11 protein-coding genes are annotated in these 11,732 nt (G+C 68.1%); 9 read left to right on the plus strand and 2 right to left on the minus strand.

Translation table 11 applies throughout. From position 1 onward, the window contains the following. Positions 1-6 precede the first annotated feature (6 nt). The 9 genes from ACOQPP_RS19595 (at position 7) to ACOQPP_RS19635 (ending at position 10,947) form a co-directional block, all read left to right on the plus strand. Positions 7-1,113, plus strand: coding sequence for a 6-bladed beta-propeller (locus ACOQPP_RS19595; RefSeq protein WP_419164596.1), 1,107 nt, complete (start codon positions 7-9; stop codon positions 1,111-1,113). Next, positions 1,110-2,255, plus strand: coding sequence for a carboxypeptidase-like regulatory domain-containing protein (locus ACOQPP_RS19600; protein ID WP_420637260.1), 1,146 nt, complete (start codon positions 1,110-1,112; stop codon positions 2,253-2,255). Before ACOQPP_RS19595 ends, ACOQPP_RS19600 begins: the two co-directional genes overlap by 4 nt. Before the next feature lie 112 nt (positions 2,256-2,367). Further along, complete coding sequence (locus ACOQPP_RS19605) at positions 2,368-5,022, plus strand: CehA/McbA family metallohydrolase (RefSeq protein ID WP_420637261.1); 2,655 nt, start codon at positions 2,368-2,370, stop codon at positions 5,020-5,022. Between the two features lie 27 nt (positions 5,023-5,049). After that, complete coding sequence (locus tag ACOQPP_RS19610) at positions 5,050-6,660, plus strand: acyl--CoA ligase family protein (RefSeq protein WP_420637262.1); 1,611 nt, start codon at positions 5,050-5,052, stop codon at positions 6,658-6,660. A 27-nt stretch (positions 6,661-6,687) separates the two neighbouring features. After that, a complete protein-coding gene (locus ACOQPP_RS19615; protein WP_420637263.1) occupies positions 6,688-7,266 on the plus strand; it encodes a hypothetical protein in 579 nt (192 codons plus the stop codon). Positions 7,267-7,347: 81 nt separating this feature from the next. Further along, complete coding sequence (locus ACOQPP_RS19620; protein ID WP_420637264.1) at positions 7,348-8,115, plus strand: hypothetical protein; 768 nt, start codon at positions 7,348-7,350, stop codon at positions 8,113-8,115. Then, entirely contained in the window at positions 8,109-8,915 is an 807-nt protein-coding gene (locus ACOQPP_RS19625; protein WP_420637265.1) for a hypothetical protein, read from the plus strand. Before ACOQPP_RS19620 ends, ACOQPP_RS19625 begins: the two co-directional genes overlap by 7 nt. Positions 8,916-9,346: 431 nt before the next feature. Beyond that, positions 9,347-9,715, plus strand: a complete 369-nt coding sequence (locus ACOQPP_RS19630; RefSeq protein ID WP_420637266.1) for a BlaI/MecI/CopY family transcriptional regulator — start codon at positions 9,347-9,349, stop codon at positions 9,713-9,715. After that, entirely contained in the window at positions 9,712-10,947 is a 1,236-nt protein-coding gene (locus ACOQPP_RS19635) for a M56 family metallopeptidase (RefSeq protein WP_420637267.1), read from the plus strand. Before ACOQPP_RS19630 ends, ACOQPP_RS19635 begins: the two co-directional genes overlap by 4 nt. A 120-nt stretch (positions 10,948-11,067) precedes the next feature. On the opposite strand, the gene ACOQPP_RS19640 is transcribed toward ACOQPP_RS19635, so the two are convergent. Then, positions 11,068-11,472, minus strand: coding sequence for a PIN domain-containing protein (locus ACOQPP_RS19640; protein WP_419164607.1), 405 nt, complete (start codon positions 11,470-11,472; stop codon positions 11,068-11,070). Then, entirely contained in the window at positions 11,450-11,692 is a 243-nt protein-coding gene (locus tag ACOQPP_RS19645) for an AbrB/MazE/SpoVT family DNA-binding domain-containing protein (protein WP_419164608.1), read from the minus strand. Before ACOQPP_RS19645 ends, ACOQPP_RS19640 begins: the two co-directional genes overlap by 23 nt. Positions 11,693-11,732 lie beyond the last annotated feature (40 nt).

An 11,732-nucleotide genomic window follows, 5' to 3' on the forward strand; every position in this document is an offset into this window, starting at 1 on the left:
GTTCGCATGCGCCCACGAAGGCCTCTTGTAGTCGCTCTCGTCAGCCTGTCCATTCCTGTGTACGCGCCTCGCGCTCAGGAGTCGCGCGTCACATGGATCCCGGACGACGTTACGTGTCCCGTCTGTACCGTACGGCTCACAGAACGGGTTCGCCTCGGAGACACGGAGGGCCCGGGCGCCATCGACTTCCTCGGGGGACATTCGTTCTCCGCCGTCGATTCGCGAGGGCGCATTTATCTGCGCGGGTACTTCTCGACGGAGATCAAGGTATACGAAGCGGACGGCGCCTTCCGGAAGACGATCGGGCGCGAGGGCGAGGGCCCCGGCGAGTTCAGGGGAATCAATGGCGTCGTCGTCGGGTCGGCCGACTCTCTTCTGGTTCTTGACCGGCTCGGCATGCGGATGAGTGTGTTCAGTCCGGACCACGAGTTCGTCCGATCCGTTCCCCTCGAGATCCTCCCTCAGGGAATAGACCCGATCATCGTACCGTGGAACACGGACCATTTCTATATCACGTCGGACATGGAGCGGGTTCCGGGATTGGGCGGCTTGCCGATCCACGAGGTGGACAGAGAGGGAAAGATCGCCCATTCCTTCGGCTCGGGGAACGACGAGGTCCCGCCATCGGCACCGTACAGCGAGACGCGTGTCATCGCCGATGGAGGTGAGGGAACTCTGTGGGTGGGCCGAGTGGCTCACTATTGGATCCAGCGTCAGTCACCCACTTCGCCGGAACCGATCGAGGAGATCCGGCGTGAGGCCGACTGGTTCCCCGAGCCCTCGGAGGCCGAGCTTCGCTCAGGGGGCCATGGGGTCGGCAGGCCACCCCCCTTGTTGAGTGACATCCTCGAATACGACGGATTGCTCTGGGTCCTCACGTGGCCTGTCGATCCGGACTGGGCCCGCGCCGGTCCGGATCTCGAGGACGAACGCCTCCGTTACGACTCCACGATCGAGGTGATCGACCTCGAAGCCAAACGAGTGGTCGCGCGAGCCCGCTTCGACGAACTGTACGATCATTTTCTCGGACCGGGACTGGTCGGGGGTCCGCATTACGTGGGTGGGTACATTCCCGCGTTCCGGATCATGAACGTGGAGATCATAGGACGTTGACGAACCGAACCGCAGACCTCGGACTCACGCTTCTCGCCCTCGCGCTGGCTTTCCCCCTCGCGGCCCAGGAGGCTCGCCCGCGTTTGTCGGGGCTTCTCCTGACGGAAGGGAGCGGGGTGCCCGTGGAAGGCGCGCACGTCCGACTCGTCGATCCGGACGAACTCGTCGTGGCCGAAGATATTTCGGACGCCCAGGGCGCGTTCAGCCTGCCCAAGCCGCCAGCGGGTGTGTATCGCCTCCTGGTGGCCCGCATCGGCTATCAGTCCTGGGCCTCCGACACTCTCCACGTCGACTGGGCGCCGGAGTTGCGGACGCTGCGGTTGGACATCCCCGTGGAACCGATTCCGCTCCCGGAACTGTCGGTGTCGGAGGAGAACGTCTGTCCGACCACCCCGGCGGAACGCGAGCGGGCCTTCGCCCTTTACGAGTCGGTTCTCCCGATCCTGGCAACGGTATCGCACACCGAGGACCTGGGCTCCCTGCGGATGCGGATGGTACGACCGATCAAGTACTATTTCGCCCAGGGCACGTACCGATTCCGACGCGACACTGTCACCATCCTGGCGAGAAGGTCGCTGAACAACGCGTCGCCGGAGCACCTCGTGGCACGCGGGTACGCCGATGTGGTCGATACCATGACCACGTTCTACGCCCCGGACGGCGATGCCCTCGCCTCACCGGGTTTTCTGGCGACGCACTGCCTCCGGCCTGTCGAGAGCGAGGACGAGACGACCATCGGACTGGGTTTCGAACCGAAGCCCGGACGGGAAGTCGTCGATGTCGCGGGCGTCCTGTGGATCGACACGGTCGCCGCCGGGCCGCGGGAGCTGGAGTTCCAGTACACTTCACTGCGTCCGTTCCTGCGGCAGCACTTGGAGCCGGCGCTGCGATTGCGCCTGCAGTCCGACCATAATTCCAACCGCCTCCGGTTTTTCCAGATTGAGATAGACGAGTCGCAATTCGGCGGCGATCTGTACTTTGAACGGATCAGTCGTGATCGCTGGCTGATCCGCGAGTGGCGGATTCGACGGCCCGATCTTCGCTACCGAGGCTATTTTGCGGTTGGTTCGGCTGGAAGAATCTGGCCCTTCGCCGTTCCGCTGCCGTTCAGCGGGGAGGTTCTGGCGCTCATCCCGCCGTAGAGGTAGAAGGCCCACACCCGCCGCACGGGCCGCGTTGCGCGGGGTGGTTGGCGCGCGGCAAGTTGGGGGCGCTGTTCAGCGATCCTCCGAGCCCCTGAGCCTGCGAGCTGACATGCGTATCGGCCCCGCTCCCGTCCTCTTCCTCTCGTTCCTGTCCGCCGGACTGACGCTCGGCTGCGAGCCGGGTGACGGCGCGCCCGGCGTGGCCGGCGAGCCCGGGCTGCTCGAGTCCGCCTCGGCCCGGCCCGTGACGCCCGTCCTCGCCGAGGAGCCGCCGCCCGAGTTCGGCGGGTATCCCGGCGTGCGGCACGGCGGCAACTACATGCACAACTACTACCTGCCGCCGGCGCCCGGGACGACGCCCTGGTTCCCCTCCTGGTCGCCCGACGGGGCCTCCATCGCGGTCGGGATGGCCGGCTCCGTCTGGGAAGTGGACGTGGAGACGGGCGACGCCACCGAACTCACGCGGGGGGGGACGTACCATTCATCCCCCTCGTATTCTCCCGATGGACGCTGGGTCGTGTACACGGCGGACCACGGCGGAGAACGAATCCAGCTCGAACTGCTGGACACGGAGACGGGTGAAACGCGGGCGCTCACGGACGATGGCTTCGTGTACGCGGATCCCGTGTTCTCGCCGGACGGCGGACGCCTCGCGTACGTGTCGAGCGCGCCGAACGGCTTCTTCAACGTCTACGTTCGGGGGGTCGCGGAAGGCGATTGGGAGGGCCCCGAGATCGCGGTCACGAGCGACAACGATTACGGCAACAACCGGCTCTACTTCGGGCCCATGGACATGCACCTGTCGCCCGCGTGGATGCCGAACGGAGAGGAACTCCTCCTCGTCTCCAACAGAGATGTGCCGCTGGGCTCGGGGAATGTGATCCGGGTCCCGGCCCGCGCGGACGGAATCCAGGCGGCGACGACGGTGCTGCGGGAGCAGACCCTCTACCGCACCCGGCCGGACGTGTCGCTGGACGGCCGACGGTTCGTCTACTCCTCGACGGCGGGGGCCGCGGACCAGTTCAACAACCTCTACGTGCAGCCGACCGAGGGTGGGGAACCGTACAAGCTCACCTTCTTCGAGCACGACGCCTTCCATCCGCGCTGGTCGCCCGACGGCGAGACGATCGCCTACATCACGAACGAGGGCGGCCTCCCCCAACTCGAACTCATCGAGACCTACGGCGGCGGGCGGCGGCGGATCGAGATCGGCGAGCGCGAGTACGCGGGGCCGACGGGCATGCTCTCGGTCACCGTGCGCACGGACGCGAGCGGACGGGCTCCGGTGCCGGCGCGCGTGACGCTGCTGGGCGCGGACGGCAAGTACCACGCGCCCGCCGACGAATACGCGCGCATCGGCCAGCGGGGGCGCTATCCCGCCTTCCACACGGACGGGACGTTCACGGTCGCGCTCCCGCCGGGCGAAGCCGACCTCACCGTCGTGAAGGGCTTCGAGATCGAGCCCCAGCGCATGAAGGTGGCGATCGGGGCGGGGGAGACGGTCGATCTGGCCGTCACGCTGCACCGGTTCGCGGATCTCTCGGCCGGCGGCTGGCACAACGGCTCCACGCACGTCCACATGAACTATGCCGGGAACCTCCACAACTCGCTCGAGAACCTGATGTTCATGTCCGCGGGGGAGGACCAGGACATCGTGAACGAGCAGGTGGCGAACAAGGACAACCGGATCCTCGACCATCAGTTCTTCGTGCCGGGAGGCGGTGCGCACCCGGTGTCGACGGAGGAGATGGTCGTCGTAGTGGGGCAGGAGTACCGGCCTCCGTTCTACGGGCACGTGTTCATGTTCGGGATGCGCGACCACCTCATCTCCCCGTTCACGACGGGATACGAGGGGACGGCGATCGAGAGCCTCTATCCGTCGAACACGGACATGATGCGGAAAGCGAAGGACCAGGGGGCGACGACCGGCTACGTCCACCCCTACTTCGGTGACTTCGACCCGCTCGATGTGGGCCTCATGGGCGGGAAGGGGTTCATGGTCGACGCCGTGCTGGGGACGAGCGACGCGCTGGAGTGGTCCTCGGCGGAGCGGGCGGGCTTCTTCCCGATCTACGCCCTGTGGAGCAACGACGTGCGCGTGTGCGCGACCGGCGGCGAGGACTCGATCAGCAACCTGCAGGCGACCCCGCTCGTGGGGGCGATGCGGACCTACGTGCGGACGCCGGATGGGCGCCTGACGGCGGAGGGCTGGTACGAGGGGCTGCGGGGCGCGGCCGCGTTCGTCACCAACGGGCCGCTGGTCGAACTCACGGTGGACGGCGCGATCCCCGGTTCGGTGCTGGATCTCGGGGCGGACGCCGCGAGCGTAAGCGTCGAGGCCAGCGTCCGCTCCGTCGTGCCGCTCACAAGGGCCTGGCTGGTGCGCGACGGAGAGGATGTCCTCGATCTCGAACTCTCGGAGGATCGCATGTCGGCCTCCTTCTCGGGCGACGTGGAGATCGAAGGAAGCGGCTGGATCCACCTGCGGGCGGAAGGAGAGCCGGAGGAGCGGTTCCCGCTCGATGCGGCGTACCCGCAGGGGTTCACGAATCCGGTCTGGTTCACGGTCGGCGGCGCGGCGATCCGCGACGCGGCGGGCGCCCAGTACGGCCTCGACTGGATCGACGAACTCGAGCGGCAGGCGAGGCAGTGGCCGGGTTGGCGGTCGCAGGCCGAGCAGGATCACGTCTACGGGCAGTTCGAGGAAGCGCGCGAGGTCTACCGGCGGCTGCTCTCCGAGGCCTCCGCAGCCGGCGGCGACTGAGCGGCGCGGCGCGGCGCGGGACCGCCCGTGAGTGAGAGGAGCCCCTACCGGACCGAACTCACGCCGCTCGAGTTCCTGCGGCGGAGCGCGTTCGTGTACCCCGGCAAGGTCGCGGTCGTGCACGGCGACCGGAGCTACTCCTACCGCGAGTTCGAGCTGCGCGTGCGGCGGCTGGCCGCCGGGCTACTCGGCGCCGGGCTGCGGCCGGGCGACCGGGTCGCCTTCCTGTCGCCGAACACGCCGCCACTGCTCGAGGCGCACTACGGGGTGCCGGCCGCGAGCGGCGTGCTGGTCGCGATCAACACGCGGCTCGCAGCGGGCGAGATCGCCTACATCCTGGAGCACAGCGGCGCGCGGTACCTGTTCGTGGACCGGGCCCTCGAATCGCTCATCGACGGGGATGCGCTCGCCGGCGAAGGGGTGTCCGTCGTGCGGATCGACGACACTGGCGCCCCGGACGATCCCTACGAGGCGTTTCTTGCGTCCGCGCCGGCTCACGCTGCCGGCGCCGGGGAGCCGCCCCCGCTCGCGGCCGGACCGGCGGACGAGGAAGACCCGATCTCGATGAACTACACGTCGGGTACGACGGGCCGCCCCAAGGGCGTGGTGTACACGCACCGCGGCGCCTACCTGAACGCGATCGGGGAACTGATCGAGGCGGAGATGACGCCGGGGGCAGTCTATCTCTGGACCCTCCCCATGTTCCATTGCAACGGGTGGTGCTTCACGTGGGCGGTGACCGCCGTCGGCGGCACGCACGTGTGCCTGAGGGACGTCGACCCCGGCCGCATCTGGGCGTTGATCGAGTCGGAGGGCGTCACGCACTACTGTGGGGCTCCAACGGTCCAGATCATGCTCGTGAACCATGCCACCGCGCGGCGGCTCGAGCACCCGGTGCGGACGATGATCGCGGGGGCGCCCCCCTCGCCCACGCTGCTCGAGCAGTTGCGGGCGCTCAACTTCGAGCCGATCCACGCCTACGGTCTCACGGAGACGTACGGCCCCACGGCGACCTGCGTCTGGCATGCGGACTGGGACGACCAGCCGCCGGAGGAACAGGCCCGGCTGCTCGCGCGCCAGGGGCAGGGGTTCGTCACCTCCGATCTGATGCGCGTCGTTGACGAAGAGGGCCGCGACGTGCCGCGCGACGCCGCGACCATGGGCGAGGTCGTGATGCGCGGGAACATCGTCATGAAGGGCTACTTCGCACAGCCCGAGGCGACCGCCGAGGCGTTCCGCGGGGGCTGGTTCCACTCCGGCGACCTCGCCGTGTGGCACCCCGACGGCTACGTCGAACTCCGGGACCGCGCCAAGGACATCATCATCTCGGGCGGCGAGAACATCTCCACCATCGAGGTCGAGCAGACCGTCGCCCGCCACCCCGCCGTGCTGGAATGCGCCGTCATCGCCATCCCCCACGACGAATGGGGCGAGCGTCCCAAGGCGTTCGTCACGATGAAACCGGGAGGCGACGCCACGGAGCGGGAGATCATCGACTTCTGCCGCGACCGGATCGCCCGCTTCAAGTGCCCCGCCGCGGTCGAGTTCGGTCCCCTCCCCAAGACCTCCACCGGCAAGGTCCAGAAGTACATCCTCCGCGACCGCGAATGGGCCGGCCGCGAGAAGCGCATCAACTGAGGCCGCGGACGATAACCGGAGTCAGACATGACAAGACCCGTCAGTGCCTGCGCGTTGCTGGCCATGGCGCTTGGTATCGCGTGCACCCCGTCACCGCCGGAGGAGTCGCAGGAACCACCCGCACCCGAGCCGCTGTGGGTCGGGATCCTCCGCCGGGACGGGGCTCTGATTCCGATCGCGCGATACGATCGGAGCCACTCCGTTACCACGGACCCTGGCGCTGAACTCCGGGATGAACCGTGGCCGGAATTGTTCGAGTTGGAATACCTCCGGTTCGACCGCCGGACGGGCGCGGCCCGGGTCATGGAGCCGCGCTGGGTGAGGGGTACGGGCGCGGACAGCAGGTTGGTATGGGAAGAGTCCGAGCAAGCCGACTGGCGTCCGACCATGGCGGCGCCCGTTCGGTGGCACCTCTACGCGGACGGGGAGAGCGTCGCGACGCTCGATGCGGAACACCTGAACGTGAGGGGAATGCACTGCATGGCCGGGTGGGCTCTGGGTGCCGCGGCGAATGGACGAGCCTATGAAGGAGAAGGATACCAGGTGGTCGAGATCCAGGGGGACCAGGGCAGGCTCGTCGCAGATGTCCACGGCGGCGGCTGCTGAGCGGGACCTGCCACAGCCCGCGGCACCCGCGGGCGACGTTCCCGCGGGAACGTTCCATTAGCCCGGGGCGTATGCACGAGAATGAACCCCACGGCGCTCACGCTGCTCGCCATCGCGCTCGGCCTCGTCTTCGACCCCACGCGGGTGGAGGCACAATCCAGGCCGCCGCAGGAGGAGCCGTTGTGGGTCGGCGTTCTTGATCGGGACGGCAACCTGGTTCCGGTCGCGAGATACAAGGCCGCTCAACCCGGAACGGGCGAAGGCGCCTGGGACGAGCCGTGGCCCGAACTGTTCGAGTTCGAGGCGCTCCGATTCGACCGGCAGACCGGTACGCCCCTCTTTGTGGATCTGCCCCGGTGGTTGCCCAACCAGGAGACGAGGTCCGGCTGGAGGCGGACGAAGGCGGCTCCCGTCCGATGGTACGTGCATTCGCCCGGGGAACCCGTCACGCCGGTCGACGCGACCTTCCTGACCATCACACACGCACATTGTGTCATGGCGTGGAGGCTCGACGTGGAGGAGACTCCCGAGGTGAGTGCGCTACTGCGCCGAGCCGACGAGCGGCGCCAGCAACTCGTCGGCGCGGTCTTCTCCAGGCCCGCCGCTGCGGTCGTGGATGAAGTGGACATCCCGGTGCTGGACCGGATCCGCCAGGACCTGGACCTGGTCGATCGACCTGCCAAGGGCGACGTGCGCCTCGACCACCGATGGCTCGGATTCTACCACTTCAGCGATCTCCTGCTGGGCGTGATGCACGTGCGAGGCTACGAGGGGGAATCCTACGTCGTCGTCGAGATCGATGGAGACCAGGGCCGGATCGCGGCGCGCGTCCACGGGGGCGGATGCTGATCCGCCGAGCGCACTGGCTTCTGATCGCAATGCTCGGGGCCGCGGACTGCGCTCCGCCGCCGGATACGCCACCGGATCGGCCGCCCGAAGATCCTCTGTGGATCGGCATCCTGCGGCGTGACTTTCACCTCGTTCCGATCGCTCGTTACGACGCCGACCGGCCCGCGTCGGCCGAAGGCGAAGGGTGGGACGAACCCTGGCCGGAGCTGTTCCGCCTCGCGGATCTCCGCTTCGATCGGGACAGGGGGACGCCCGTGATCTCCCCGGAGTTCGCGACGGCCACCGGCGCCGACATAACCGCGAGCGGTGGGTCCGTCGGATACGACTGGAGCCGAACCACGGAGGCGCCCGTCGACTGGTACTTCCATGTACGCGGGCAGAGCGCCTCCACGATCACCACGGCGCACCTGTCGCTCATGTGGACCGAGTGCCGTATGGCCTGGAGCCTCCCCGTCGAGGAGACACCCGAGTTGGAGGAGGCCCTCCGGCAGGCGGCGCTACGGCGTGACGCGCCTGTCGCGGTGACGTTCTCGCGGGCGCCCGACGCCGTCGTGGACGACGCGGAAATCTCGGCGCTGGACGAGATCCGCCTGGAACTGAACCTGGTCGATCGACCCGAGCCCGGACGCCCGCCGGACGACAACGCGGCCACTTTCCGGTGGCTCGGATTCTACCGCTTCGGCGATCTCCTGCTGGGCGTGGTGCATGAGAGAGGCTACGAGTACCAGATGTTTCAGGTCGTCCGAATCGACGGAGACCGCGGCCGAATCGTGGCCGCCGTCCAGTTCAGCGGCTGCTAGCGAGGTCCATGTGCACCAGAGACCCGGACGCGACCGCTCGTAGCGCCCCACCGGCTCCGGAGGCGCCAGGCTTCGAAAGCCGGATAGCCGCTCCACCCGACAACCCGGGGGGGCACCCGAGGGAGCGCGACCCGAGGTTGCTGCCTGGGGGTTGTTGCTGGTCCCTGTGACGGCTTATGCCAATCGAAAATCACACTTTCAATTGGCCTGGGCCGACACAGGGGCACCGACACTCCCATGATCGTTCGGCTGGCGCTAGCGCAGGCTCTCCAACCCCCAATTTACACTCGAGCGGCGTTCCCGCGGGAACGTCGGGGACCGTGGTGACCGCGCAACGCTTCGGTCGATCACCGCATCCCCTTGACGCGTACGACATCTCGTCGCATGTTACGACAACGTGTCGTTCTGGCCCTCAACGGAGACAGCGAGAGATGACGGTACCGAAACTTGCGAACGCGGAACTCGCGGTCATGGAGCGGCTCTGGGAGGAACGGAGCCTGACGGCCCGCCACCTCCGCGAGCGGCTCTATCCGGAGGCCGCGAGATCCATGCACGGAACGATCCAGAGACTCCTGCAGCGGCTGGAGGACAAGGGTTTCGTCGACCGGGACCGCGACCGGGCCGCGCACCTCTTTGCGCCGAGGATCAGCCGCGAGGCCTATGCGGCCGGCCGTCTCGAAGCCTTGGCCGATCAGGTCACCGGCGGATCGTTCGTCCCGATGATCACGCACCTGGTGGAGGAGCGGAAGCTCTCCGACGCCGACATGGAACGCCTGCGCCGCCTGCTGGAGGAGAGATGACGGATCTCGCCCTGCAGATCGCCGGCAGCAAGCTCGCCATCTCGATCGTCCTCGGCGGCGCGGTGTGGCTTGCCGCGCGGGGCAACGAGCGGCCGCGGCTCTGTCATGCGCTCTGCCTCACGCTGTTCGCAGCGCTGCTCGTCCCGCCGCTGATCGGGCTCCCGGTCCTGCAGCCCGAGCCCTCAGCCGCCGGGCCCGCGGACGTCGCGTCCCGTGATGCCGCGCCCCCGGTCGCCGCGGCCATCGGCGATGCCCAGCCCGCTGCCGTCGGCGGCGCAGTCGACGGAGGGTGGCTTGCTGCCTACGGAGGGTCGGGCCTCGTCCTCCTCTGGCTCGTGGGCGCTGTCGTGATCCTGGGCTGGACGGTCGCAAGGACGCGAAGCTTCCGCCGCTCACTGAGGGGAGCCTCACGCGAAGCCCCTGCGCAACTACAGCGAATGGCTGGAGAGATCGCCCGCAGTCTGGGCCTCGCGAAAGTTCCGACGATCCGCACGACGGACGCGGTCGTGTCGCCCATGGTGTACTGGGGCGGCGATACCGCCCGGGTCCTCATCCCGTCTGCCCTCGTCGAGGGCCTGAGTCGGACCGAACTGCGCTACATCGTGGCGCATGAGCTGGCTCACGTCCGGCGCCGCGACCACCTCGTCCGCTGGATCGAGTGGCTCGCGTGCACCGTCTTCTGGTGGAACCCGATCGCCTGGTGGACGAGGCGACGGCTGCGGGCGGCAGGGGAAATCTGCTGCGATGCGCTTGTCGTAAACACCTTCGGCTGTGCCCCCCGCGATTACGCCCGCTCGCTGGTTCGGGCGCTCGACCTCGTGCGCACGGAGCGGACCTCCCGTCCGCCGCCGTTCGCGAGCGCCGCCCACAGCGGTCGCCGCACAAGACACCTGGAAAAGAGGCTTCGAATGATCATCACCAACAGGCCTGCTGGGACCCGGTCACCCGCGCTTCGCACCGTACTCCGCGGCGGGCTCGTCGTCCTCCTCGCGTTCGGCTTCGTCTACTGCAGCGAGCGGACCTCTCCGACTGCGGTCGAAGTGTCCGGCAGCGGCACGCCACTCCTCAACTTGACGACCGCAGACCTGGAAGTCTCTGCGGACCCTCATGACGATTCCGGGTCCACGCGTCCAGGGGCCTCGCGCGGAGCCACGATCCTGTCATCCCAGTGGCTCCCGCCGGGGACCATTGAACGCGTCCTCGTGGATCAGCCGCCTCCCCGCGCCCGATGAGTTCAGCCGCGACCCGGATCGGAGCGTGGGCAGCGATCCTGTTCTCCGCCGCGGTCTGCGCTGGCGGCGACTCCGCGACCACGCAAGCGGAGGTACCGGCCTTCGAGGGGTTCGTCGACCTCAGGGGGCGAGGAGTCGGGCGCGGGGGAGGGTGGCCATCGCCTTGTCCAGCGTCAGGACATCCAGGTCTTCACGCGCATAGTCGTTGGCGATGAGACGGTCGAGCAGTCCCGGTCCACCGGAGGCCTCGAGGGCCTCCAGGATCGGACGTCCGTTCAGGGGGGCGACGAGTCCGCTGCGAAGAACGTCGAGCAAGCCGCCGCGGGCGTCGGCTCTGGTCACGCCGTAGTGGTGCCGGACCGCGATGTACGCTTCCCCGATCACCTGGTTCGAAGCGACCACGGCCGAGCCTTCATCGGCGACCAGGGCGGAAAGCCGCCGGACGGACTGAGTGAAGTCCGCTTCCGGCACGCCCGTCAGCAGGCGCACCAGCACGGAGGTGTCAATCCCGTAGCGCTGGATCATGGGGCTCGGCGCGGAAGGCGTGGATATCGAACTCGCCGGATCCGGAGCGCAGCCTGGCGCGCAGCGGTGCCAGACGTGAGAGGTCGATCCGCTGCGGCCGCAGGATAAAGCCTTCGGGGCTTTCTTCCAGCTCGAGCCGGTCGCCGGGCTGCACGCCCATCGCATCGAGGACGCGGGCGGGGAACGTCACCTGACGCTTGGATGTGATCCTTACCAGCATGGTCTCCTTCCTTCCGTGGATGCCTTACATAAAATGATGA

The sequence above is a fragment of the Candidatus Palauibacter sp. genome, from assembly GCF_965222475.1.
GTDB lineage: Bacteria > Gemmatimonadota > Gemmatimonadetes > Palauibacterales > Palauibacteraceae > Palauibacter.

What these genes read in the sequence shown, in the direction of transcription:
- ACOQPP_RS19640 (WP_419164607.1), bottom strand. Translation starts at nt 11,472, where the DNA reads ATGATCCAGCGCTACGGGATTGACACCTCCGTGCTGGTGCGCCTGCTG.
- ACOQPP_RS19615 (WP_420637263.1), top strand. Translation starts at nt 6,688, where the DNA reads ATGACAAGACCCGTCAGTGCCTGCGCGTTGCTGGCCATGGCGCTTGGT.
- ACOQPP_RS19630 (WP_420637266.1), top strand. Translation starts at nt 9,347, where the DNA reads ATGACGGTACCGAAACTTGCGAACGCGGAACTCGCGGTCATGGAGCGG.
- ACOQPP_RS19605 (WP_420637261.1), top strand. Translation starts at nt 2,368, where the DNA reads ATGCGTATCGGCCCCGCTCCCGTCCTCTTCCTCTCGTTCCTGTCCGCC.
- ACOQPP_RS19625 (WP_420637265.1), top strand. Translation starts at nt 8,109, where the DNA reads ATGCTGATCCGCCGAGCGCACTGGCTTCTGATCGCAATGCTCGGGGCC.
- ACOQPP_RS19620 (WP_420637264.1), top strand. Translation starts at nt 7,348, where the DNA reads ATGAACCCCACGGCGCTCACGCTGCTCGCCATCGCGCTCGGCCTCGTC.
- ACOQPP_RS19645 (WP_419164608.1), bottom strand. Translation starts at nt 11,692, where the DNA reads ATGCTGGTAAGGATCACATCCAAGCGTCAGGTGACGTTCCCCGCCCGC.
- ACOQPP_RS19595 (WP_419164596.1), top strand. Translation starts at nt 7, where the DNA reads ATGCGCCCACGAAGGCCTCTTGTAGTCGCTCTCGTCAGCCTGTCCATT.
- ACOQPP_RS19635 (WP_420637267.1), top strand. Translation starts at nt 9,712, where the DNA reads ATGACGGATCTCGCCCTGCAGATCGCCGGCAGCAAGCTCGCCATCTCG.